Below are 22,719 nucleotides of genomic sequence, written 5' to 3' on the forward strand. Positions count from 1 at the left end.
AAACCTTCCCAATACACATCGGCGGATTTCCCGCACGGCGCCCGATGTGGGCGCCGCATACTGAAGATGGCACGAGGGGTGGGGTTTGAAGGCTCGACCTAGATTTGGTCGCGCAAAGACTTGAAAGCTATCCGCAGCTCCGAGGTAAACAGCTCCGGCTGCTCCCAGGCTGCGAAGTGCCCACCCCTAGGTAGCCGATTGTAGTGGATCAGCTTTGGGTATGCTTTTTCGGCCCAGCTTTGTGGCGCCTGGTATATCTCGTCCGGAAAAGCGCTGACAGCGACCGGGATTTTGATGCCACGCGGATCAAAGAAACCGCCAGACGGGAAATGCGCGTTGGCCCAATAGAGTCGTGCTGACGAAATCGCAGTGTTCGTAAGCCAATAAAGGGTGATATTGTCTAGGACGTCGTCTGGCGTAAGGCCTTCATGTTCGCCATCGAAAGACCTTGCGATCATTCGGTAGCTCCGGATGTCATGATCCAGCATCCAGGCCGCGAGCCCGATCGGCGAGTCTACGATTCCATAGAGGGTCTGTGGCCGGTTGTTCATCTCAATCGCGTAGCCAAGCCCATTCTTGTTGAAATCGTCGAGCTGATCGTAGGCCCGCTTCTCGTCTGCTGAGAGATTGGAAGGTGGAATGCCGGCGGCAAGCGCCTTGGTTATCTCGGTAGGGACGGTAGCCGCCATGTTGGTATGGATACCGAGGAGCCCCGCGGGCTCCTGCACCGCCATCAGTTCTGTGACGGCATTGCCCCAATCGCCACCTTGGGCCACATATTTTGAATAGCCGAGGCGTTGCATTAGAACAGCCCATGCTTTGGCAATTCGGGGTGGCGTCCACTCCGCGTTCCTGGGTTTGGCGGAGAATCCATAGCCCGGCAGAGAAGGAATGATCACATGAAAGGCATCAGCTTCGGTGCCACCGAAGGCGGTCGGATCGGTGAGGGGTTTTATGATTTTCATCTGTTCGATAACCGATCCAGGCCAGCCATGGGTGATGATTATCGGCAGCGCATTTTCGTGCTTCGACTTGACATGAATGAAATGGATGTCGAGGCCGTCAATCTCTGTGAGGAACTGTGGAAGGGAACTAAGCCGAGCTTCGACCTTTCGCCAGTCATGGGTCTTCCAATGGTTGGCGAGCTTCTTAATCGTGTCGAGCCTGACGCCCTGGCTGTCGTCTGTGACGTTTTCCTCGTCCGGCCAACGGGTGGCGGCAACGCGTCGATGGAGATCGGCCAGCTGATCCTTGGACGCGGTGAACTTGAAGGGTCGGAACCCAGACACGGTACTGGTCTCTGCGAACGCTTCGGGAAAGACCCCGATAGCGCTGGCGGACGCAGCGACTGCAAGCAGTGTTCGACGGGTTATTTTTGACTCTACTCGGGACATGGCGTCCTCCTCGCTCGTGCGCTGTTCTTTGACGAGGAGGAAATTCGCACTGAAGGCCTTCTGCAACAATTGCACCAAGGTATGCACAACACCTTGGTATTGGCTGGTTCCTCCGACTGTCGCCTCTTCGGCGGCTGGTACGGAGAAGTGCATGGTAACGCACGACCCCTGATTAGGCTCAGCCAAAGCTGCCCACCATGACTCTCAATGATGGAGCGACAGACTGAAAGACCGACTTTCACCCTCGTCGGAACGTCGCCGAAACCGGACACGATATGATGGGCATCCTACTCCGGCTTATCGCAATCATGCTCTGGAGATCGAGGCCGTTTAGTCCTGGCATATTCACGTCGAGCCAGGCAGCAGGGAGAGGCCAGAACCGGTGCTTCGAGAAAACTTTGCGCGGAATCAAAATGCAGCGGAGCCACCCGGCGGAGCCAATCAGCAGCTCCAGCGATTCTCGCACGGAAATATCGTCATCAACGACGAAAACTGTCGGTCGATCCTGATCGCTTGGGTTCAAAGTGGTCACCGTGGAGGTCATCCGGTACATGTGCTCTCCCAAAGCGCTGTCAGGTCGTCGCCAACTTCCCGAAAAAGGTATCTGAAACGTGGCTTAGCGACAAACTCATCAGTTCGCTTAGCAAGCCTGGACAGAATGAGCAGTCCAGCGGGTAAGTCCATTGTACGATGGTATCGGGCCTGAAGGGTCGCGCGTCACCTGCTTGTTGGGTAGAAGGCCGGTGACCGGCAACTTCGCGCGGGTCGCCGGTGCCTAGAGCGGGTCGGGAGCAGATAATGGATCGTATCGATGCAATGAAGGTCTTCGTCACTGCGGTTGAAGAAGGAAGCCTGGCGGGCGCCGCTCGTAGGCTGAAGCGGTCGCCGACTGCGATCAGCCGGGCATTGGGTCTGCTCGAGCAACATGTTGGCGTGGAGCTCCTTCACCGCACGACAAGGAGTCTAAAGCTCAGCGAAGCGGGCCAGCGATATGTCGAAGCATGCCGCAGGGTGCTTGTCGATCTCGAGGAGGCGGACATGATCGCCGGCTCCGAGCGATCCTCTCCGCGAGGAACGTTGACAATTTCGGCGCCCCCATCCTAGGTGAAGAGGTGCTCCGGCCGATCCTCGACAGCTTTCTGCGTGAGAACGCCAACGTCTCAGTTCGGTTTTTGATGCTCGACCGGTTCGTGAACCTCGTCGACGAGGGAGTGGATGTCGCCCTGAGGATCGGGAATCTCGCCGACTCGACTCACATGTCCACCCGCATCGGCGGAGATGTCCGCCGCGTCGTGGTCGCGGCGCCGCGATATCTCGACAGCCGAGCTCCCATCAACGAGCCGTCGGAACTCTCTCGCCACGACTTGATCGCCTTCTCGAACTTCGGGCTCGAATCCTGGAGCTTTGCGCCGGCCAAAGGTACTTCCGTTCCAAGAACCCTTCACTTCACCCCACGCTATCTGGTCAATAGCGTCCGAGCAGCCGCGGCGTCGGCCGCCGAAGGAATGGGCGTGACCCGGCTCTATTCCTATCATGTCGCGGCATATGTCCGAGACGGCCGCCTCAAAGTCGTCCTTGCTCAGGCGGAGCCACCTGCGCTACCTGTCCACATCCTAACGCCTCAAGGGCGCGCAGCCGTTCCGAAAGTACGAGCCTTCATCGACTTTGCAGTCCCACGTCTACGTTCGGAACTGGGACGCATCGCCGCGGAATCCGGCAGCCTCGAATAATTGTGCCGAAAGCGGTTGGCTGTCTGCGGGTAAATGACGGTTCTCCGCGGCGTTCTCCCCAGCTAATCTCATAGTTGCGGTGAAGAGCTCGGTACCTGCTCAGCGTCCGTATCCGAGGCGGACGGACGAGTGCCGCCGGTAGGCAGAGGGAACGCCGGCCGGAGAGGACCGGCGTTCTTGCGCGACGCTCAGGCGGGGAGGATCGCCTGGGGCGCAGGCTTTCAGACCCGGAGGGGTGGGCGGTCAGAAAGCCGTGAAGTGAAAGATTGAAGCGGTCACGTCGGTAGGGTTTGGCCAGCCTGCTCCTTAACCAGGTAGTCGGCGTACCAGTCCGGCCAGGCGTCGTCGTGCTTGCCGCCGTCGCGCTTCTCATGCTCGCCATGAGCGGAAGCGACCCTTCGCAGCGCCTGTGCGAGGTCGCCGGCGGATGCGAACGCAACGCCTTTGGCGTCGATGCGACCGGGAAGCCTCGCGGTGACCTCCTGTAGCAGCCAGCCGTTGCCGTCGGGGTCTGAGAAGGAGGCGAAAGAACCGTAGCTCGACCGGGACGGATGTGGTCCTGGCAGCCGTTGGTCGGCGCCCTTGTGGTGGAAGACGCCGCCGGCGTCGTGAAAGACGCCACTCATCTCGGCGCCGCGGGAGGCAAGGGCCGCGTGCGCCATCTCGATGTCTGTGACGACGAGGTGGAGGCCCTGAGCGGAACCGGGTGCGGCGGCGGTCACATTCGATCCGAAGATTACGGAGCAAGGCGAGCCCGGCGGGGTCACCTGCACGACGCGAAAGCCTTCTTTGCCCGACACGTCGGCGTCGAGTTCTCCAGCCCAGGCCGGTGTAAAAGGACTTGGCCCGATCGACGTCCGACACGGGAATGACGACGACTTCGAGCTTCGTGTCGATGTGATCCGTGCTGACGGAATTGGTTGGGGTGGGTTCCTGGATAGCCATCTCGATCTCCCTGTTAATCGCGGTCATTTTCACCGCGATGGGCACGATGCGCCGTCACTGATCACGATGTCCATTGTCCGAAGGTGTTGATGCGCGAGCACCGATCCATTGGTATCGCCGATACCTTCGAACAATATCTTCGGCAGCCCTGCAGGATGATCCCTAGGACGCAATCAAACCACTCAGTTTCAATGGAGGACGTCATGAGAGCAGCAGTAGAAACGGCAACCGCACTGTCCCCGACGCGGCGGGAACTGCGTGCAGTCACGGCCGCGACCGCGGCCCTCAGCATCCTGCCGAAGCCCGTCCGGGCGACGACGGCAGAAGATGGAATTCGTTCGTTCAAATGCGCTATACCGCAGAAGGAGATCGACGAGGTGCGCCGCCGTGTGCGTGCGACACGTTGGCCTGGCAAGGAGACGGTTTCCGACCGTTCGCAAGGCGCGCAACTTCAAAAGCTAAAGCCGCTCGTTGAGTACTGGGGCGCGGAATACGACTGGCGGAGGGGCGAAAAGAAGCTCAACGCGCATGCGCAGTTCATGACCAGGATCGACGGTCTCGACATTCACTTCATTCACGTCAAGTCCAAACACCCGGACGCGTTGCCGCTAATCATGACACATGGTTGGCCGGGATCTGTGCTCGAACTCATCAAGACCATTGGGCCGCTGACAGATCCGACCGCGCACGGTGGCGCGGCGCAGGACGCCTTCCACGTCGTTATACCGTCGATGCCCGGCTACGGTTTCTCGGAGGTGCCGAGTGATCCCGGGTGGGGACCGGACCGCATCGGGCGCGCATGGCACGTGCTGATGAAGCGGCTCGGCTATGATCGATACGTTTCGCAAGGTGGCGACTGGGGCGCTGTCGTATCCGACAAGATGGCCGCCCAGGCGCCTGAAGGACCGCTCGGCATCCATACCAACATGCCTGCCACCGTTCCTCCGGACATTGCGAAGGCACTCGCCGACGGCAAACCGGCGCCGGTCGGTCTTTCCGAGGACGAAAAGGCCGCCGACGAACAGATGAATGCGCTCTACACAAAGGGCGCCGGCTATGCCCTCATGATGATAACGCGGCCGCAGACGTTGGGCTATGCCTTGACCGATTCACCCGTCGGTCTCGCCGCCTGGTACTAGGACAAGTTCGCCGATTGGACCTACAGCGGCGGCGATCCGGAGAAGTCTCTGACAAAGGACGAGATGCTCGACGACATCTCCCGCTACTGGTTCACAGGGACCGCCACGTCGGGCGCGCGGCTCTACTGGGAGAACAACGCCAACAACTTCAACGCCGTCGACATCAAGATTCCGGCCGCGATCACGGTGTTTCCCGGCGAGATCTACCAGGTTCCGAAGAGCTGGGCGGAGAAGGCGTACCACAACCTCATCTACTACAACAAAGTCGACAAGGGCGGCCATTTCACGGCTTGGGAGCAACCGGACCTTTTCGCATCTGAGCTTCGGGCCGCGTTCAGGACGCTACGCTGACAGCCCACGGTTTTTCACTCTAGCAAGGATAACTTCCATGACGAACTTCCCAACGGGCACGGCCCTCATCACCGGCGCGTCGTCCGGCATCGGTGCGCTCTATGCCGACAGGCTGGCGCGACGCGGCTACGACCTCATACTCGTGGCGCGTAGTCAGGATTCGCTCACAAGGGTTGCAAAGGACATCGCGCAGGCGACAGGCCGCAGCGTGAAAACGGTTCGCGCGAATCTCGGCGAGAGAGACGATCTTCTCAAGGTCGAGGGAATCCTTCGGAGCGACCCGTCGATCACCATGCTCATCAACAACGCCGGGGTCGGGGCCGTCGAGCCTCTCCTGATGTCCGACGTCGAGGCGATGGAGCGGATGATCAAGCTGAACGTCACGGCCCTGACCCGTCTTGTCTATGCCGTCGCGCCGTCGTTCGTGGCCCGCGAGCACGGCACGATCGTCAACATGGCTTCCGCATTGGGGATCGCGCCTGAGATCCTCAACGGCGTCTACGGCGCGACGAAGGCGTTCGTCATCGCCCTGACTTTCTCGCTGCAGAAGGAGCTGGCCGAAAAGAATATTCGAATCCAGGCAGTCCTTCCCGGCGCGGTGGAGACTCCGTTCTGGGAAGCGTCGGGGGGCTCGCTCGACCGTCTTCCCGACCAGATCGTCATGAAGGCGGAAGACGCCGTCGATGCGGCACTCGCCGGTCTCGACATGGGCGAGCTGATCACTCTTCCCTCGGTTCCTGACATCGCCGACTGGAACTCATATGAGGCGGCTCGTCAAAAGCTGATGCCGAACCTCTCTCGCAACGTTCCCGCCCCGCGCTACCGGACGTCGGCACTGGCGTCCTGACACCCGTGCGACAACACTCAAGAAGCGAGGCAAAGATGTCCGACTGGGACCTTTTGAACCGGTTTTCGCGCGTACGCCTGGTGAAGGGACCGACGCCGATCCAGCGGCTGGATCGTCTGGAGCAAGTGCTCGGCGAGAGCCGAAGAGGCGTCTCGATCTGGGCGAAGAGAGACGATCTGATGGAACTCGGGGGTGGGGGCAACAAGCTCCGCAAGCTTGAATTCCTGATCGGCGAGGCCCGGTCGAAAGGCTGCGATACCCTCGTCGTAACCGGCGGCGTGCAGTCAAATTTCGCCCGTCTGGCCGCGGCCGCCTGCGCCAGAACCGGACTGGCATGCGAGGTCGTTCTGGCTCAAATGGTGCCCCGCGGGACCGAGATCTACCAGGCCAACGGCAACGTCTTGTTGGACTGGATCTTTGGCGCCCGCGTACACCTCCTCGGCACGGGCGATGATGCGAGCGCGTTCGCCACGGCCCGCGCGTCGGAGATCGCCGCGGCCGGAGGGAAGGCTTTCGTGGGCACGCTTGGCGGTTCGACGCCGGTCGGAGCTCTGGGTTACGTCGACTGCGCATTCGAAATCGCAGCGCAATCGACTGAGATCGGCATCGCGTTCGACCACGTCGTCATCCCGAACGGTAGCGGCGGCATGCACGCCGGTCTGGCCGTGGGAGATGCCCTGGTCGGAAAAAATCCTTCCAGGATCAAAGCATACACCGTGCTCTCGCCAGCGGAGAAATGCGTCGCCGCGACGGTGGAGAAGGTCAATGCGGTCCTCGACCTCCTCGGGAAGAAAAACCGCATTCGAGCGGAGGAGCTGGCGATAGACGGCGCGCAGCTTGGTGGCGGCTACGGCATGCCGACGTCCGAAATGATTGATGCGATCAGGCTCGTCGGCCGCTCTGAAGGTCTGCTTCTGGATCCCGTCTACGGAGCGAAAGCCTTTGCCGGCCTGCTGTCCGATATCGAAAACGAAGTCATCGCGCCAGGATCCAACGTCCTGTTCGTCATGACGGGAGGTTCTCCTGGGCTTTATGCCTATGCAGACGCCCTGAGTAGCGACTGATCCTCTCCCAGAGGGTCATTATCATCAACCGACATAAAATTAGGAACGCCATGCCTACGAAACCAAAGATCGCCATCATCATCGGCTCCACCCGGCCGACCCGTTTCGCCGACAAGCCCGCACAGTGGATACTGAAGCAGGCTCAGGCCCGCGACGATATCGACGTCGAAATCGTCGATCTGCGTGACCATCCCCTGCCGTTCTTCGACGAGGTGGCGTCGAACGCCTACGCACCCAGCCAGAGTGCCGAAGCCGTTCGTTGGCAGCACACCGTCGCCCGCTACGACGGGTACATCTTCGTTGTCGCTGAATACAATCGCTCGATCACCGGCGTGCTGATGAACGCCCTCGACCAGTCCTATGTGGAATGGGCGCGCAAGCCGTTCACTGCGATCGCCTACGGCACCGCGGGCGGGTCGCGTGCTCTCGAGCATCTTCGCGGCATCGGCGTAGAGCTGCAGATGGTTTCGACCCATGCGGCCGTTCATATTGGCGGCAGCGACTTCTTCACCGTTTTCTCGATGGGCGGCAACAAGCCGATCGAAGAAATCGAAGCCAATCTCCTGCCATCGGCGAAGACTGCGCTCGACGAGCTGGTGTGGTGGGCGAAGGCCACGATGGCTGCGAAGGCTTCAGAGGTCTAACCCTTGCCGGACAAGGAGCGGGGGCGTGAGCCGTCCCGCTCCGTTTTTATCTTCTACACGCGAGGGGCGGACCGACCGTCCTTGAGAGGGGCAGGAAGCAGGTCGACCGGAAAGTCCTGGTAGGAGACGGGTCGCAGGAAACGATAGATCGCCAATGTACCCACCGACGTCGATCTTCCGTCCGACGTCGCCGGATAAGGTCCACCATGGACCATCGCCGGGGAGACTTCGACGCCCGTCCCGAAGCCGTTGACGAGGAGCCGGCCGGCGAGAAGTTCCAACTGGGGGATCATCTGCGAGGCCGCATCGACGTCCTTGGCATCCACGTGTAGCGCGATCGTCAACTGTCCTTCTAAGGATTCGACCACTTTACGGAGGTCGTCGTCGTCGTGGCAACGAACGATCAGCCCCGCCGCGCCGAACACCTCTTCCTCGAGCTCTGGATTGGCGAGAAAGGCAGCCGCCGTCGTCTCGAAAAGCGCGGCGGACGCTTGATGAGCCGTTCCGTTTTTCCCCGCAGAGACGTGTGAGACGGACGGTGAAGACAACAGCCTTGCCACGCCCTTTCGATACGCCTCGTAGATGCCGCCTGTGAGCATGGTCTGAGCCGGCGCTTCGGCCAACGCCTCCGCTGCGCTCTCGATGAAAGCGTCGAGGCCCGCTCCCTCGATGGCGATGATCAGCCCAGGATTCGTGCAGAATTGACCGGCGCCGAGGGTCAGCGAAGCCGCGAACGATCTCCCGATTTCCGCGCCCCGGCCCAGCAGTGCATTTGGATAGAGGATGACGGGGTTGATGCTGCTCATTTCGGCGTAGACGGGTATCGGCTGCTTCCGCTCCGACGCGATCTTCATCAACGCGGTGCCGCCGCGGCGCGAGCCGGTGAAACCAACTGCGCGTACCCGGTGGTCGGCGACCAGGGTCTGGCCGACCTCGAATCCTGCGTCGAACAACAGCGCGAAAGTCCCCGACGGGAGCCCGCATGCCGCGACGGCGTCGACGACGGCCCTGCCAACCAGTGCAGAGGTTCCGGGATGGGCGGAGTGGGCCTTGACGATCACCGGACAGCCGGCGGCGAGGGCGGAGGCAGTGTCGCCGCCAGCGACGGAAAAGGCTAGGGGGAAGTTCGACGCCCCAAACACTACGACCGGTCCGAGAGCGATGTTGCGGAGCCGAAGATCAGGCTTCGCCACCGGCTTGCGGTCGGCGTCGGCGGGATCGAAACGCAGTTCCTGGAAAACGCCGTCGCGGACTTCCTTCGCGAAGAGCCGAAGCTGTCCGACCGTTCGGGCACGCTCTCCTTCGATGCGGCCGCGCGGCAGTCCCGTCTCGTCGATTGCTCGTAGGACAAGTTCATCCCCGATGGCTAGAATTCCTTCCGCGATCGCTTCCAGGAAGCGAGCCCGATCATCGAGCGATGTTTCCTTGTAGACCGGGAAGGCGTCCCAAGCCAAAGACGCGGCCTGCTCGACCTGCTCCCTGGTCGCGCCCGCAAAGCTCGGCACCATGGAGCTGCCGTTGGCTGGGTTGGTCGCGGAGAATGTCGCGGCCGCGCCGCGCATGCTCGCGCCGCCGATGAGGAGGTCGCTTGAGAGTGTCATTGTGGATCCTTTCGAAACGAAGAGCCAATACTGTCCTCCACTCATGTGGGAGGCTCGACGCGAACCTTTGGCAGTTGGCTTTGACCTCAAATAGGCGTCGACGCGAGGCCTGCCAACCTCGGCATGCAAATAGTATTACTTTTCAAATGGAGCTGCATCCGGCAAGCTTGATGCCTCCCGAATGCAAGTAGCCCGTAAAATGGCTGCCTACGCCACCTGGGTGAGGGCGATCGCCGCCACGGTTTCCTTGGTGTCGATGATGGCGCTGGCATAGCTGGGCAGATTGACCTCCAGTGCCGCATGCATCATTTCCGGCGAATAGTCGGCGACCGCATCCTTAACGACGGTCACGTCGTAGCCAAGTTCGGCGGCGTACCGGACGGTTGCTTCGATGCAGGTGTGGGCCACCAATCCGATCACGATGACACGCTGGATGCCATGCCGCTTCAGCTCGAGATCGAGATCGGTGTTGGCAAAGCCGCTCGAGCACCAATGCTCCGATGCGACGACCTCGCCGGCCACGGGCACGAACTCGGCTCTAAACTCACCGCCCCACGTGCCGAACTCGAAGCTCTTGCGGTGCCAGGCCGCACGCTGGATCGGCGCCACATACTTCCAGTTCTCGTAGTCTCCGACCCGATAGCGATGATGCATCGCGAAAAAGACCCGGAGCTTGGCTTCGCGGGCGGCGGTTAGCACTTCGAGCATGTGCGGCACGCAGTTGTTTGCCTCGGCGACCTCCTTGATCCGGGGCCAAATCTTGCCGCCCTCCGAGATGAAGTCGTTGTAGGGGTCGACCACCAGCAGGCCAGTGTTGTCCCGATCAAAGGAAAGTTCTGTCATGATGTTTTCCTTCGGCTAAGCCGCTTTCGTGGCCGAGTTCTTCAGGGCCGCGCGCTCAATGCTCGCCGCAAACAGCGGCGTCTCGCCCTTGTTGTGAGCAATCGACATCGGCTGTCGCTGCGTGCGGAAGAGTTCGAACGGGATGCCCTGGCGATCAAGGAAGGCCATCATCTCGTCGGTCGCATAGGATTGGACGCGGTTGGTGAATTCGCAGCGGTTCGCATCGAGCTTCTTCACACTCAGTTCCCAGGTGACGTGGATGGTGACCCGGCCGTTCGGCGTAAAGACGTCGGAATCGGAGTCGAGGATGAGATGATCCTTTTCGCCGATTGTTTCGTGGTAATGCTGGACCATCAGACTGCCGCCGATTGTCTCGACATTTATCGACATCCGCGTGCCGTCGTCCGCTGTCGTGAAGCCCGCTGCGATGTGGGCAGGCGAGCATCCCTGGTATTCCTTTTCGGGCAGGTTAAAACACCATGTCGGAATATCGATCTTCTCGATCGGGGCGTTGATGATGGCCGAAAAGCTGGAATCGACGATCTGGTTTTCAAGGCTGTGCATGAGACTTCTCCTTTGTCGTTGAGTGCGTTGAAGGATGTTGATGCCCGCGCGACCTGCCGAGTTCCTTGCGCGGGCACCGCCTCGGCCTACTCGTCGGCCAGAGTTTGCGTGTAGTGTCCGAGCCTGGCCTCGATGTCCGGGTCCTTCTGCAGGCCCATGTCCATCAGGCGTCCGATGTTCTTCTGCGCCGCCGGACGCTGGACCGACGTAATGAACGCGTCCCAGCCTGCGGCGATCTCTGGGTCGCTCGGAAGGCTCGCGAAGTCGACCAGGCGTTTGGTGTCGGCGATCGCCTGGCGGTCGAAGCCAGAGATCCGGGTGGCGAGAGCGTCCACGAACGGATCGAGCTTGTCGTCGTCGAAGGCGCGATTAACGTATCCGTACTTCTCAGCGAGATCGCCATTGATGTCGTCGGAGCCAAGCAGGACCTCCAGCGCTCGACCGCGCCCCATCAGCCGCGGCAGCCTTGCCATCGGGCCGCCGCCGGGGACGAGTGCCGCGCCGACCTCCCACTGAGAGAGAATTGCTTTCTGACGGCTCGCGAAGCGCATGTCGCTGGCGAGAGCAAGCTCGCTTCCGACCCCCGTCGCGCGGCCGCGGATCAGCGCGATCGAGACGACTGGCGACTTGCTGATACGGACCAGCATGTCGGGCAGGGGGTGCAAACCGGTCGGGCCAGAAGGGAGCCTGGTGGATTCGGCGAGAGGCGGCGTAAAGTTGTAGTGGGTGAGGAAGAACCCCGGCACAGCGCTGTCGAAGACGACGACTCGAAGATTAGGATCGCTCTCGATTTCGGCCACCACTTTCTCCATCTGAGGGATCGTCTCCGGTCCGAAGATGTTGAAGGGCGGGTTGTCGAAGGTGACGCGCCAGTAGGCGGGCGTCCGCTTGTCCACCTTGATCTGTGCATGTTCCCGACCTGGGTCGGCCTTGACCTCTGCAGCACGATCCACTTTCTCGGCGACCTTCGTCTGACCGGAAAGGGCGAGCGCTGGAAGCAGCAGTAGCGCCGCAGCGGTAAGGGCTTTCGACGACATCGCGATGGCGCTTGTCCTGGTTGGTTGTCTGAACTTCATACTTGGCTCCGTTCTTGAGTTTGTGAGGCGAACGCTGGCCCGATCTCGAAGACCAGTTCGACCTCGACGGGCATTCCAAGCGGTATGCTGGAAACGCCGAGGACGACACGGGGAGGGAGCCGGGCGGGACCGAATACGTCGAGCAACAGCTCTGACGCTCCATCGGCGACTTTGGGGTGTTCATGGAAATCGGCGGGGCAGGCGATGTAAACTCCCAGCTTGGCGACCGATCGGATCCTGTCCAGCGTTCCTAGCTGCGACAGCGCGGCGGCTAGACCACTAAGGCAGGCCGCTCGCGCCGCGTCGTAGCCTTCGGCGACGGACAGCTCGCGGCCGACGAGGCCCGTATAGAGTGGCAAATGTCCGGCGACCGGTAGCATGCCGCTTAGGAAAAGCAGCGAGCCGCTTTGGAACGCTTCGACATACGCGCCGAATGGCGTGGGCGCCTTCGGGAGGCTTATCGCCAGTTCCTTGATGCGCGCCTCAGCGCTCGCGACTACCATTTGCCCAGATGTGCGCCGTTGTCGACGTGCAGCACCTCCCCGGTGATGTTGGAGGATTCCGTCAGATAGACAACGCCGTCGACGATCTCCTGAACCGCCGTGATAGTCCCCATCGGCGACAAGGATTCGAGGAAGGACCGCGGGTTTTTCGCATGGAGAGGAGTGTCGACCACCCCCGGAGACAGGGCGTTGACGCGGATGTTGTCCTTGGCGAACTCCAGCGCCAGGCTCTTCGTGACGGCGTTGAGGCCGCCCTTGGTAGCCATAGGAAGTGACGCGGTCACGCCGGCAATCGGATGGTCCGTCAGCGACGACGTGATCGTCACGACGCTCCCGCCGGACTTCTGGCGCAGCATTTGTCCGATCGCGCGCTGCGTGAAATGGAGGAATCCCTCGACGTTCGTCGCGCACAGGCGCCGGAAATCGTCAATAGTGTATTCGAGGAACGGTTTGGTGAAGAACACTCCGGCATTGTTCACGAGTGCGTCGATCGAGCCGAACTGCTCAATCGCCGCCGCCGCCGCCCGCTCGGCGGTTTTGGGATCCGCGACGTCGCCGCTGATCAGTTCCAGTCGCCCCGCACGGTCGAAAAGCGTGCTCTCGCTGATGTTCCGAGAGGTTCCGACGACGTTCCAGCCCTTGTCCAGGAACCTCTTGACGAGTCCGGCTCCAATCCCTTGCGACGCGCCTGTGATGATAACAGTCTTATGCACGCTCATGCCTGCCTCCGTTGTGGCGACGCGGGTACCCTTCGTCCGCCAGGTGGCGGTCGGTCGCTTTGTTCCTCGTGTGATGCGTTGATCCAGCGATCGGCCGGGAGCTTCCCGGCGGTCGCGCCGTCGTCCGCTCTGCCACGACAATCGCGCCGAAAATCGGGACCCGATATTGTACCAAGGTGTTCCCGATACCTTCGGATTGGGTCGCTCTTCAGGACATCAAGGTCCAATAGACGCGGGTCGTGGCCGAAGGTATCAGCGTTGCAACGTCACGCATGACAAGGAGTCCACATGACCCGCTGGCCGGATCGCCGAATTCTCGACCTGTTTGGAATCGAGCTTCCCATCATCCAGGCGCCGATGGCCGGAGCCACGACGGTCGAAATGGTCGTCGCCGCAGCCAAGGCCGGCGGTCTGGGGTCTCTGCCAAGCGCTCAGTTAAACGTCGAGGGGCTGCGTCAGGCCCTCCATGAGATCCGCGGCGCTACCCACGCGCCTGTGAACGTGAACTTCTTTTCACATGTAACCCCCGCCGAAGATCTGGCAGCGCAGATGCGATGGAGAGCTCTGCTCGCGCCCTACTTCGTAGACGAAGGAATTGACCCCGCCGCGCCGATCGCCGCGGCGGGCCGTGCACCATTCGACTCTTCGTTTTGCGAGGTGGTCGAGGAGTTGAAACCGCAGATCGTGAGCTTTCATTTCGGGCTGCCCGAAAAGTCACTCGTCGAGCGTGTGAAGGCGACAGGCGCGAAGATCATATCATCTGCCACGACCGTGGCCGAGGCCGTCTGGCTCGAAAAATACGGCGTCGACGCAGTCATCGCCATGGGTTTCGAAGCCGGCGGACATCGCGGGAATTTTTTGAGCCAGGACATGACGACACAGGTTGGAATCTTGGCGCTCCTGCCCCAGGTGGTCGACGCGGTGCGGGTGCCGGTCATCGCCGCCGGCGGGATCGCCGACGGGAGAGGTGTCGCCGCCGCCCTGATGCTCGGAGCTTCCGCCGTCCAGGTCGGGACAGCCTATCTGTTCTGCCCTGAGGCGAGAATTCCCGCAGTTCAGGCAGAGGCGCTGGCTTCGGCCCGAGACGACAGCACCGCGATAACGAACGTTTTTACCGGCCGTCCAGCGAGAGGCATCGTAAACCGTCTGATGCGCGATCTAGGTCCAATCTCAGATGCCGTGCCTGCATTTCCAACTGCTGGAGGAGCTCTCGTTCCCATCAGAGCAAAAGCCGAGGCGGAGTCGAGGAACGATTTCACGAACCTCTGGTCGGGGCAGGCCTCCCGTCTTGCTATAAAAGTTGGTGCCGAGGAATTGACGCGAAAGCTCTACCAGTCCGCATTGGACGTTATCGCACGCCGCAGTCCTACCTGACGGCATCCCGCAGATCCTTCCGGATCCCGGCAGACAGCCTGCCGCAGACTGACGGTTCACCCAGACCTCGACCAATCTACCTGAAGGGGAGCAGCCGTCGCGCGAATTCGTGGCGACATATCTCCAATCGAACAAAGGACAGCGTCATGTCTAAACACAGCCCCAGCCCATATGTGGTCGTGCTCGCTGGATCGGCGTCCCTCGCCATCGCCATGGGCGTCGGTCGGTTCGCATTCACTCCAATTCTGCCGATGATGCTACACGACGGCGTCCTTGATCTTTCGCGAGCCGGAAGACTCGCGACTGCCAACTACGTCGGCTACCTGGTCGGTGCATTGGCGGCGATGGCAGTACCCAAGAGGTGGGACCATACCTTCGTCATACGCCTGACACTGGTGGCCACGGTTCTGCTTACGGCTCTGATGCTTGCGCCCTATGCCGAGGCCTGGGTCGCTCTTCGGTTCTTGGCGGGCGTCGCTTCGGCGATCGGATTGGTCTTCACCTCCGGTTGGTGTCTCGCCCAGCTTTCGGGAACTGGCAGCTCGATCGGAAGCGCCATATTCACGGGACCCGGTGCAGGCATCGCCGTGTCCGGGCTGGCCGCCAGCGGGATGAGCATTCTCGGGCTGTCCGGCCACACCGCCTGGCTGATATTCGCCGCGATCTCCGCCACGATCAGCGGGATCATCTGGAAGACCTTTAGCGAGAGCGCGAAGCCATCCGACGCCTATTCGGTGGGGGCGCCGACGCGCGCCTCCGGCAAGGTGCCGAAATCGGAAATGCCTCTTTTTGCGATCGCATACGGGCTGGCCGGCTTCGGCTACATCGTCACGGCGACCTATCTTCCGGTGATCGCGAAGAACAGCATTCCTGGTTCACCCTTGCTCACCGTCTTCTGGCCGCTTTTCGGGGTCGCGGCAGTCGTGGGATCGCTGCTGGCGGCGCGCGTTCCGCATAGCGCCGACGTGCGGCTCCATCTGATTGCCGCATACCTCGTGCAGGCGGTCGGGGTGGGGCTGTCGGTTATCTGGCAGGACGCTTTCGGTCTTGCCCTCAGCAGCGTTCTCGTAGGGCTGCCGTTCACTGCGATCAGCTTCTTCGCCATGAACGAAGTTAGGCGGATCAGATCGAGCCACCACGCGCGTTACATGGGACTGCTGACGGCGGTGTTCGCGATCGGACAGATCATGGGGCCGCCTGCCGTAGGAGTGATCATGAGGCATGTGGTGAATGTAGACGTCGGGTTCGATCTCGCGCTTGCCGTCGCCAGCATCGCGCTCGTAGTCGGCGCCGCGATCTATGTTGCGATGATCCTGCTGTTTCCAAGCGAGCGGAATGCGAGGACTGTAGGGCGCTCGGTCCGTCCCACTTGAAAGTCACGCGCTTCTATCTTCTCCGGCGCGATCGTCGCGTATCTCCAAATTTATGCTCGACACCATCGTACAATTGAAGGGTTGGTATCGATTGCGCATGCTGCCCTGATCAAGAGATAAGACCAAGTTCGCCGGTACGAGGAGAGCTACATGTATTCCAAGTGCGTCAGGCACCTTCGAGGAAGTACGGAGAAAATTGATGGACCGGCATCTCACAGAAGTTAACGGTGGCGAGACGGCGCATAACGATGGATGCGCCTTGGATGCTCTGATACGATTCTATCGGGCCTTCAACGCTGGCGATCTCAAGGGGCTGAAACAGGTCTGGCTCGACGGCCCGGATCCCAGCATGGACAACCCGATCGGCGGCATCCGCCGCGGTTGGGACCAGATCGCCGACGGGTATTCAACGCTCTTCAAGGGAAAAACGAAGGTCCAAGTTACTTTCCACGACTTCACGAGCCAGGGCGGCGACGAGTGGCATCTGTTCGTCGGCCGCGAACGCGGAGTATGTCAGACGGCGACAGAGACGCTTGATGTCGCCTTCCGGACGACCCGGTGGTTTGTACGCAAGGACGGCGGTTGGCGACAGCTTCACCATCATGGTTCCGTCGAGGATCCGCAGATGCTGGCTGCCTATCAGAAACTGATCTTCGGCTGAAGAGATGGGGCGCCGGCATACGTCGGCGCTCTTCGCGACGCGCACCCGCTAGTCGCGACGCTGTCCCCGTACCAAAGGCGCGACGTCGGTTCCCAGCAGCTCGATCGAACGACGCATCGATTCCGCGTCGAGCGCGGCGGTGCTCATCTGAAAGGTGATGCGAGAAATTCCTCTCAACGTTTTGTTAACATGGGATATCTTGGCAGCCACCGTCTGCGGGCTGCCGACGAGGAACGCGCCACCCGGCCCGCACATATGCTCGAACTGAGCCTGCGTCGGCGGCGGCCAGCCGCGCTCTCTTCCGGCGTCCGTGAACATTTGGAACCAGCCGGGGAAAAACGCTTTCTTTGCGGCCTCGTCGGTCTCTCCGACAAAGCCAAGAGCGTGGACGCCTAACCGATGGTTTTCAGCGGGATGCCCGGCGACGAGCCATGCTCGACGATAGAGCTCGACCAGGGGCAGAAAGCGCTCGAAGCTCCCTCCGATGATGGCCACCATCAGCGGGAGACCGAGAGTTCCTGCGCGGACGAAGGATTCGGGCGTGCCGCCAACGCCAAGCCAGATTGGCAATTTGTGCTGATGCGGACGAGGGAAGACACCCTCGCCATTGATCGCAGGACGAAACCGGCCCTGCCACTTGACGTTGGGCTGCTCCCTGATCTTGAGCAGTAAGTCCAGCTTTTCCGCAAACAGCGCATCGTAATCCCTCAGGTCGAAGCCGAACAGGGGATAGGCCTCCACGGAAGAGCCACGACCGACCACGATCTCCGCTCGTCCACGGGATATCAGGTCCAGCGTTGCGAACTCCTGGAAAAGCCGGACGGGATCGGAGGCGCTAAGGACGGCGACGGCGCTCGTCAGCCTTATCGACTTGGTGCGCGCCGCTGCTGCGGCAAGTATCACGGCGGGCGCGGAATCAAGCGCGTTTTCCCTGTGGTGTTCGCCCATTCCGAAGACGTCCAGACCGACCTGGTCCGCCAGCTCCACCTCGGAAAGTACGCTCTCCATGCGATCGACGGCCGACTGCAGGCGACCCGTGTCAGGGTCGGGCAGGAGCATCGCAAAACTATCGATACCGATTTCCAAAGTTGAATCCTTTCAAGGAGCTCGCACCCGGAGCCACGGCGTTCTGACGCCTTCCCGGCGGAAGCGCTTCCCATCTCACGACTAGGACTAATCGACATTCACCGCAGCCAGATCATTGCGGCGAGGAGATAGACGAATCCTTCGAAATGGATTGTTCTGCGGTCGTATCGAGTGGCGAAACGTCGGAAGTGCTTCATACGGTTGAAGCATCGCTCGATGCGGTTACGATCTTTGTAGGCGGCTTCGTCGTGGGGGATGATGATCTTGCGCGAGCGGTTTGACGGGATGACTGCTTCGGCTCCCATGCTGGTGATTGTTTCCCGCAAGGCATTGCTGTCATAAGCTTTATCAGCCAGCACGGCATCGCCGCTCTGTCCCTTCAGAAGAGCCGGCGCTTGCGTGATGTCGCCCACCTGACCGGCGGTTACGATGAAACGCAGCGGTCGGCCAAGGGCATCAACCAGCATATGGATCTTGGTGGTCAGTCCGCCTCGGGAACGCCCCAACGCCTGATCCTTGGCCCCCCTTTTCCGGAGGCGGCTTGCTGATGGGCGCGAACGATCGTGCTGTCGATCATCAGATACTGGTTGTTGCGGTCTGCTGTCAGCGCCTCGAACACCCGCTCCCATACGCCGGCATGGCACCAGCGGCTGAAACGCTTATGCACCGTCTTCCATTTGCCATAGCGCTCCGGCAGGTCGCGCCAATGTGCGCCGGAGCGCAAAACCCACAGGCAACCATTGATGAACAGACGGTTGTCCGAGCCGCTACGCCCCGGGTCGCCAATCTTACCAGGCAATAAGGATGCAATCGTGAGCCACTGAGCGTCGCTCAGTTCATACCGCCTAATCGACATCATCGACCTCCGTGACTAACACGGTGCTCTATGAATCAGCGATCAAGCGATTTGGGAATCCTGAATGTCGATTGGACCTAGGCGATGCCTCGCCAGTGTGGTTTTTCGCATGGAGATCATCGATTTTTTCGATAATTGAGCGTGTCGGGACCCGGTTGCTCACGCCCAGGAATCGACATCTCTTACCGCCTTGGCGAACGCCTCGGGCGCCTCCTGCGGCAAATTGTGGCCGATCCCGCCCACTGAGAGACGGTGTTCGTATCTCGCCTTGAACTTTGCGGCGTAGGCGTTGGGATCCGGATGAGGCGCTCCGTTGGCGTCGCCCTCCATCGTGATCGTCGGCACATGGATCTCGGGACCGGCTGCAAGCCTGGTTTCGAATTCGTCGAAGCGTTTTTCACCTTCCGTCAGGCCCAGCCGCCAGCGGTAGTTATGAATGACGATCGAGACGTGATCGGGATTGGCAAATGCTTCTGCACTCCGATCGAAGGTCGCGTCGTCGAACTTCCACTGCGGCGAGGCGAGGCGCCAGATCAGCTTGGCGAAGTCGTTCGTATATTTTTCATAGCCGTCGCGACCGCGGTCCGTGGCGAAGTAGAACTGATACCACCACTGAACCTCCGCGGCTGGGGGCAGGGGCGCCCTTCCAGCAGCTTGGTTCCCTATGAGATAGCCGCTGACGGATACCAAACCCCTGCATCGTTCTGGCCAGAGCGCTGCGACGATGTCGGCGGTCCGCGCACCCCAGTCGAACCCGGCGATCGTCGCCTTTTCAATCTTCAAGGCGTCCATCAGCTTGATGGCGTCGACAGCAAGCGCCGACTGTTGGCCGTTCCGCATAGTGTCATCGGACAGGAACCTAGTGCTGCCGTATCCGCGCAGATGTGGCACGATCACACGATGACCACGCTCCGCGAGCAAAGGCGCCACCTCGGCGAAGGCGTTGATATCGTAGGGCCAGCCATGGAACAGCATAACGGGTGAGCCGTCTTCAGGACCGAGCTGGGCGTATCCGACATTCAGGTCTCCGGCGTCGGTACGCTTGTCGGCAACCAGGCCCACACCCTCGTGCCGTACCGGCCTTTTGCTTTGCTCGGCACCTTCGACGCGCCCTGCGAGGAATCCTGCGGCCGTCAGCCCGAGTGCCACTCCGCCAAAGGAGCGGCGTGTCCAGGTCGCATTATTTGAGTTGCTCATGGCTGTGTCTCCAAAGATCGCTTGTTGAGCCTACCGCACGACTGGCCCTGCGAGTCCATTTCAGACAGGCGATAGAAATGCGCTACTGTCCAATGGTGTTGGGTCAGCTACGGGAGTGCACAAACATGTAGGCGCGGGCGGCGCCTCAGAACGCCGGCAGTTCGTTCGGGGCGGAGCCTGACGCGGGGCCGAGTCTTGCGGCTATATACAAAAGGTCGGGAAGTGTTCTGGCGTTCATCTTCCGCATGAGCCGGCCACGATGAGCCTTGACGGTGATCTCGCTAATATTCAACTTGAACGCCACCTGCTTGTTCAGCAAGCCTTCTACCACGAACTTCATCACTTGACGTTCTCGCGGTGTCAGCGTCAGAAAATTGGCCTCCAAACGGTTCGCCTCGTTGAACGCAAGGATAGATGTGTTGACTTCTTCTGCAGCCACCGCGGGATCGTCCTGCTTGGGGAGGAAGCTCACCCGAAATCTCGTTGTGACAACAGAGGTGGCCGGACTGTTACGAGGGGTGACAACGATGATTGGGCAGTGCACGGCGTAAGAGCAAATCAATCGCGCTAGATCTCAGACCGGCAGATCGGCCATACTGGCGTCAACGAGGATAGAGTTGAAGCGTCCAGATTGGGCGCCGCTTAGCAAGTCGTGCGCTGAGGTGAACCGTTGTAGTCGCCGGCCCATACCCGAAATATGTAGATGCAAATTGGGATCGAATTCGGTGCCGTTATTCAATACGGCGACCAAAGCGCTGTGGCGGCGTCCGAGCTCATCGGCCGTCAGGCTGCAATTTCTCATATTGTGACGGTCATGTCGGCCGATCGGATTGTAACCCTTACGGGACCCGGTGGGATCGGGAAAACCGTACTCGCGTCCGAAGTTGCCCGCCGCCTGCAACCAACGATCGATAGGCCGAGGTGTCTGCCTCGTTCGTGCAGTTCTCCTGCGGTGCTGAGTGGAGGCTCGGACGGTTCGGCTATTATTTTCGTATTTGAAATTTGTCTCGCCTGTTCTTGCGGTGCGGCGTGGGTCTCGTCGCAGCCCTTTGGCGCTAAGCGAGGAGGCTTATGATAAATCCCTCGGCTCAACGGGGCTACGGTACGATGGTGTCGTACATCCAACCCACGGCGTTCTGGCCGCTTCCAAGCGTCGATACCTAAGTGCAAGGGCAGGCGTGGTGCGAGTTCATAAGCTTGGGACGCGTGTCGCCACTTTTAGGATCCGTCGGCGACCATCTCAAAGGAGCACTGATGTGGATAGCGAACTGAGACCATCCAGCAAGGAAGCCCCGCAGTCCCTCTCGGGAGTTGCGATGACACTCGAGCTTGCGGTGATCGCCGTCGCCGACGTCGACCGAAGCAAACTTTTTTATGCAGCTCTCGGATGGCGTTTCGATATTGATTTTCAAGGCGACGACTACCGCATCGTGCAGTTCACTCCGCCTGGATCTGGATGCTCCGTGATATTCGGGCAGAATATAATTACGGCCCCCTCTGGTTCATCGCGGGGATTGCACCTGGTCGTTTCGGATCTGCCGGCAGCACCGAGCGATCTCCTATCTCGAGGCGTCGAAACGAGCGAGCCATTTCATGACGTCGGCGGAATTTTCCATCATTCCAACGGCGTGGGCATCACGGCTGGACTGAATTCGGAGCGGAAAAGCTACCCATCGTATTTCATTTTTCATGACCCGGATGGAAACGAGTGGACTGTTCAGGAGATCACGACCCGCCTTCCTGGGCGCAAGGGAGATACCGCATTTACGAAGGAGCTAACTAAGGCGGTGTGGGGATAGCGAGCTGGTCCACGGGCCGCCGACGAGCGCGCTAACAATTATGCCGAAAAACGGTTCACTGACTGCCGCTGCCTGGCAATTCTCCCGATGGTCGACAGCATCTAAATCAATAGCACCGACGCCGAGGCGACGGGCGGCCCGACAAGGACCGATGCAATTGAAAGGATGATATCATGAGCAATCAGCAGATGGTCGCCGTCATCACCGGTGCATCGCAAGGCATTGGTGAAGGCCTGGTTCGAGCCTACCGCGCGCGGGACTACCACGTCGTCGCCACCTCGCGTTCAATCAAACAAGGGTCCGACGATGGCGTACATGCCGTGGCGGGCGACATCTCCAACTCCGAGACCGCAGAGCGCGTCGTCCGCGAGGCGATTGACCGTTTTGGTCGGATCGACACGTTGGTGAACAATGCCGGCGTCTTCACTGCCAAACCGTTCGTCGACTTCACTCAGGAAGATTATGATCTGAACTTCGGCGTGAACGTTTCGGGCTTCTTCCACATTACGCAGCGGGCTGCGAGGGAGATGCTCAAGCAGGGCTCCGGCCACATTGTCAGCATCACGACCAGCCTCGTAAACCAGCCGGTGTCGAGCGTCCCCACGGCCCTTGCTTCGCTCACGAAGGGCGGTCTTAACGCCGTGACGAAGGAACTGGCGATCGAGTTCGCCAAGACGGGCGTCCGGGTGAATGCCGTGTCTCCTGGCATCATCAAGACCCCGATGCATGCTCCAGAGACCCACGAATTCCTCTCCGCGCTGCATCCCGTCGGCCACATGGGCGAGATCAGCGACATTGTCGACGCGGTGATCTACCTCGAAGACGCAAGCTTCGTCACTGGAGAGATCCTCCATGTCGACGGTGGCCAGAACGCCGGCCGCTGGTAGGTCTCGAATATCACGCGGGCGCGTGGCGTGGATACGCTGCGTTCTGCATGCGAGTGAAAGGAAAGA

Annotated in this window: 20 protein-coding genes and 4 pseudogenes; 10 read left to right on the top strand and 14 right to left on the bottom strand. The window is 60.6% G+C overall.

The features are described 5' to 3' along the window. Positions 1-98: 98 nt before the first annotated feature. Both MF410_RS27975 and MF410_RS27980 read right to left on the bottom strand, forming a co-directional pair. Positions 99-1,394: an epoxide hydrolase family protein gene (locus tag MF410_RS27975; protein WP_131711485.1), complete on the bottom strand. Its 1,296-nt coding sequence runs from the start codon at positions 1,392-1,394 to the stop codon at positions 99-101. Positions 1,395-1,630: 236 nt separating this feature from the next. After that, a pseudogene (locus MF410_RS27980) lies at positions 1,631-1,947 on the bottom strand (response regulator); the annotation flags it as partial. Positions 1,948-2,192: 245 nt separating this feature from the next. Here MF410_RS27980 and MF410_RS27985 point away from each other — a divergent pair. Further along, positions 2,193-3,124: pseudogene (locus MF410_RS27985) on the top strand (LysR family transcriptional regulator). A gap of 275 nt (positions 3,125-3,399) precedes the next feature. On the opposite strand, the pseudogene MF410_RS27990 reads toward MF410_RS27985, so the two are convergent. Continuing rightward, a pseudogene (locus tag MF410_RS27990) lies at positions 3,400-4,069 on the bottom strand (VOC family protein). A 203-nt stretch (positions 4,070-4,272) separates the two neighbouring features. On the opposite strand from MF410_RS27990, the pseudogene MF410_RS27995 reads away from it, so the two are divergent. The 4 genes and pseudogenes from MF410_RS27995 to MF410_RS28010 all read left to right on the top strand — a co-directional run bounded on the left by MF410_RS27995 (position 4,273) and on the right by MF410_RS28010 (position 8,114). Continuing rightward, positions 4,273-5,559: pseudogene (locus MF410_RS27995) on the top strand (epoxide hydrolase family protein). Between the two features lie 37 nt (positions 5,560-5,596). Next, a complete protein-coding gene (locus MF410_RS28000; protein ID WP_131711444.1) occupies positions 5,597-6,406 on the top strand; it encodes an SDR family oxidoreductase in 810 nt (269 codons plus the stop codon). 35 nt (positions 6,407-6,441) lie between these two features. Then, positions 6,442-7,470, top strand: a complete 1,029-nt coding sequence (locus MF410_RS28005) for a D-cysteine desulfhydrase family protein (protein WP_131711445.1) — start codon at positions 6,442-6,444, stop codon at positions 7,468-7,470. Between the two features lie 50 nt (positions 7,471-7,520). Beyond that, positions 7,521-8,114: an NADPH-dependent FMN reductase gene (locus MF410_RS28010; RefSeq protein WP_222135053.1), complete on the top strand. Its 594-nt coding sequence runs from the start codon at positions 7,521-7,523 to the stop codon at positions 8,112-8,114. 53 nt (positions 8,115-8,167) lie between these two features. Here the strand turns inward: MF410_RS28010 and MF410_RS28015 are convergent, their stop codons facing one another. From MF410_RS28015 to MF410_RS28040, 6 genes are all read right to left on the bottom strand, one after another. Continuing rightward, complete coding sequence (locus MF410_RS28015) at positions 8,168-9,715, bottom strand: aldehyde dehydrogenase (NADP(+)) (protein WP_131711446.1); 1,548 nt, start codon at positions 9,713-9,715, stop codon at positions 8,168-8,170. Between the two features lie 207 nt (positions 9,716-9,922). After that, on the bottom strand, positions 9,923-10,558 hold the full coding sequence (locus tag MF410_RS28020; protein WP_131711447.1) for an isochorismatase family cysteine hydrolase: 636 nt from the start codon (positions 10,556-10,558) through the stop codon (positions 9,923-9,925). A 15-nt stretch (positions 10,559-10,573) separates the two neighbouring features. After that, the gene (locus tag MF410_RS28025; RefSeq protein ID WP_131711448.1) at positions 10,574-11,122 is read right to left on the bottom strand and encodes a hypothetical protein; all 549 of its coding nucleotides are present in this window, start codon (positions 11,120-11,122) and stop codon (positions 10,574-10,576) included. Positions 11,123-11,208: 86 nt separating this feature from the next. Continuing rightward, the gene (locus MF410_RS28030; RefSeq protein ID WP_222135055.1) at positions 11,209-12,198 is read right to left on the bottom strand and encodes an enoyl-CoA hydratase/isomerase family protein; all 990 of its coding nucleotides are present in this window, start codon (positions 12,196-12,198) and stop codon (positions 11,209-11,211) included. Continuing rightward, entirely contained in the window at positions 12,195-12,701 is a 507-nt protein-coding gene (locus MF410_RS28035) for a RidA family protein (protein WP_131711449.1), read from the bottom strand. Before MF410_RS28035 ends, MF410_RS28030 begins: the two co-directional genes overlap by 4 nt. Next, positions 12,695-13,420 carry an SDR family oxidoreductase gene (locus MF410_RS28040; protein ID WP_131711450.1) on the bottom strand — a complete coding sequence of 242 codons (726 nt, stop codon included), beginning with the start codon at positions 13,418-13,420 and terminating at the stop codon, positions 12,695-12,697. Before MF410_RS28040 ends, MF410_RS28035 begins: the two co-directional genes overlap by 7 nt. A 288-nt stretch (positions 13,421-13,708) precedes the next feature. Between MF410_RS28040 and MF410_RS28045 the strand changes: the two genes are divergently transcribed. From MF410_RS28045 to MF410_RS28055, 3 genes are all read left to right on the top strand, one after another. Then, positions 13,709-14,794, top strand: coding sequence for a nitronate monooxygenase family protein (locus MF410_RS28045; RefSeq protein WP_131711451.1), 1,086 nt, complete (start codon positions 13,709-13,711; stop codon positions 14,792-14,794). A gap of 146 nt (positions 14,795-14,940) precedes the next feature. After that, on the top strand, positions 14,941-16,167 hold the full coding sequence (locus MF410_RS28050) for a YbfB/YjiJ family MFS transporter (protein WP_131711452.1): 1,227 nt from the start codon (positions 14,941-14,943) through the stop codon (positions 16,165-16,167). 199 nt (positions 16,168-16,366) lie between these two features. Then, positions 16,367-16,828, top strand: a complete 462-nt coding sequence (locus tag MF410_RS28055) for a nuclear transport factor 2 family protein (protein WP_131711453.1) — start codon at positions 16,367-16,369, stop codon at positions 16,826-16,828. A 48-nt stretch (positions 16,829-16,876) separates the two neighbouring features. On the opposite strand, the gene MF410_RS28060 is transcribed toward MF410_RS28055, so the two are convergent. The 5 genes from MF410_RS28060 to MF410_RS28080 form a co-directional block, all read right to left on the bottom strand. Further along, positions 16,877-17,914 carry an LLM class flavin-dependent oxidoreductase gene (locus tag MF410_RS28060; RefSeq protein ID WP_222135056.1) on the bottom strand — a complete coding sequence of 346 codons (1,038 nt, stop codon included), beginning with the start codon at positions 17,912-17,914 and terminating at the stop codon, positions 16,877-16,879. A gap of 98 nt (positions 17,915-18,012) precedes the next feature. After that, positions 18,013-18,770 (bottom strand): IS5 family transposase gene (locus tag MF410_RS28065; protein WP_239620732.1). Its coding sequence is split into 2 segments (ribosomal slippage): positions 18,013-18,446 and positions 18,446-18,770, totalling 759 coding nucleotides; the frame shifts between segments, so codons are not numbered across the junction. Between the two features lie 159 nt (positions 18,771-18,929). After that, entirely contained in the window at positions 18,930-19,967 is a 1,038-nt protein-coding gene (locus MF410_RS28070; RefSeq protein ID WP_131711455.1) for an alpha/beta hydrolase, read from the bottom strand. A gap of 145 nt (positions 19,968-20,112) precedes the next feature. After that, positions 20,113-20,439 (bottom strand): LuxR C-terminal-related transcriptional regulator, encoded by a 327-nt coding sequence (locus MF410_RS28075; protein ID WP_239620668.1) that lies wholly within the window; start codon positions 20,437-20,439, stop codon positions 20,113-20,115. Between the two features lie 102 nt (positions 20,440-20,541). Next, the gene (locus tag MF410_RS28080) at positions 20,542-20,868 is read right to left on the bottom strand and encodes a hypothetical protein (RefSeq protein ID WP_239620671.1); all 327 of its coding nucleotides are present in this window, start codon (positions 20,866-20,868) and stop codon (positions 20,542-20,544) included. Positions 20,869-21,223: 355 nt separating this feature from the next. Here MF410_RS28080 and MF410_RS28085 point away from each other — a divergent pair, with 355 nt between their 5' ends. Next, the gene (locus tag MF410_RS28085; RefSeq protein ID WP_131711456.1) at positions 21,224-21,766 is read left to right on the top strand and encodes a glyoxalase; all 543 of its coding nucleotides are present in this window, start codon (positions 21,224-21,226) and stop codon (positions 21,764-21,766) included. A gap of 173 nt (positions 21,767-21,939) precedes the next feature. Beyond that, entirely contained in the window at positions 21,940-22,653 is a 714-nt protein-coding gene (locus MF410_RS28090) for an SDR family oxidoreductase (RefSeq protein WP_131711457.1), read from the top strand. The last annotated feature ends 66 nt before the right edge of the window (positions 22,654-22,719 follow it).

The organism is Rhizobium sp. C104 (genome assembly GCF_022354505.1).
GTDB lineage: Bacteria > Pseudomonadota > Alphaproteobacteria > Rhizobiales > Rhizobiaceae > Rhizobium > Rhizobium redzepovicii.

What these genes read in the sequence shown, in the direction of transcription:
- MF410_RS27975 (WP_131711485.1), bottom strand. Translation starts at nt 1,394, where the DNA reads ATGTCCCGAGTAGAGTCAAAAATAACCCGTCGAACACTGCTTGCAGTC.
- MF410_RS28000 (WP_131711444.1), top strand. Translation starts at nt 5,597, where the DNA reads ATGACGAACTTCCCAACGGGCACGGCCCTCATCACCGGCGCGTCGTCC.
- MF410_RS28005 (WP_131711445.1), top strand. Translation starts at nt 6,442, where the DNA reads ATGTCCGACTGGGACCTTTTGAACCGGTTTTCGCGCGTACGCCTGGTG.
- MF410_RS28010 (WP_222135053.1), top strand. Translation starts at nt 7,521, where the DNA reads ATGCCTACGAAACCAAAGATCGCCATCATCATCGGCTCCACCCGGCCG.
- MF410_RS28015 (WP_131711446.1), bottom strand. Translation starts at nt 9,715, where the DNA reads ATGACACTCTCAAGCGACCTCCTCATCGGCGGCGCGAGCATGCGCGGC.
- MF410_RS28020 (WP_131711447.1), bottom strand. Translation starts at nt 10,558, where the DNA reads ATGACAGAACTTTCCTTTGATCGGGACAACACTGGCCTGCTGGTGGTC.
- MF410_RS28025 (WP_131711448.1), bottom strand. Translation starts at nt 11,122, where the DNA reads ATGCACAGCCTTGAAAACCAGATCGTCGATTCCAGCTTTTCGGCCATC.
- MF410_RS28030 (WP_222135055.1), bottom strand. Translation starts at nt 12,198, where the DNA reads ATGAAGTTCAGACAACCAACCAGGACAAGCGCCATCGCGATGTCGTCG.
- MF410_RS28035 (WP_131711449.1), bottom strand. Translation starts at nt 12,701, where the DNA reads ATGGTAGTCGCGAGCGCTGAGGCGCGCATCAAGGAACTGGCGATAAGC.
- MF410_RS28040 (WP_131711450.1), bottom strand. Translation starts at nt 13,420, where the DNA reads ATGAGCGTGCATAAGACTGTTATCATCACAGGCGCGTCGCAAGGGATT.
- MF410_RS28045 (WP_131711451.1), top strand. Translation starts at nt 13,709, where the DNA reads ATGACCCGCTGGCCGGATCGCCGAATTCTCGACCTGTTTGGAATCGAG.
- MF410_RS28050 (WP_131711452.1), top strand. Translation starts at nt 14,941, where the DNA reads ATGTCTAAACACAGCCCCAGCCCATATGTGGTCGTGCTCGCTGGATCG.
- MF410_RS28055 (WP_131711453.1), top strand. Translation starts at nt 16,367, where the DNA reads ATGGACCGGCATCTCACAGAAGTTAACGGTGGCGAGACGGCGCATAAC.
- MF410_RS28070 (WP_131711455.1), bottom strand. Translation starts at nt 19,967, where the DNA reads ATGAGCAACTCAAATAATGCGACCTGGACACGCCGCTCCTTTGGCGGA.
- MF410_RS28090 (WP_131711457.1), top strand. Translation starts at nt 21,940, where the DNA reads ATGAGCAATCAGCAGATGGTCGCCGTCATCACCGGTGCATCGCAAGGC.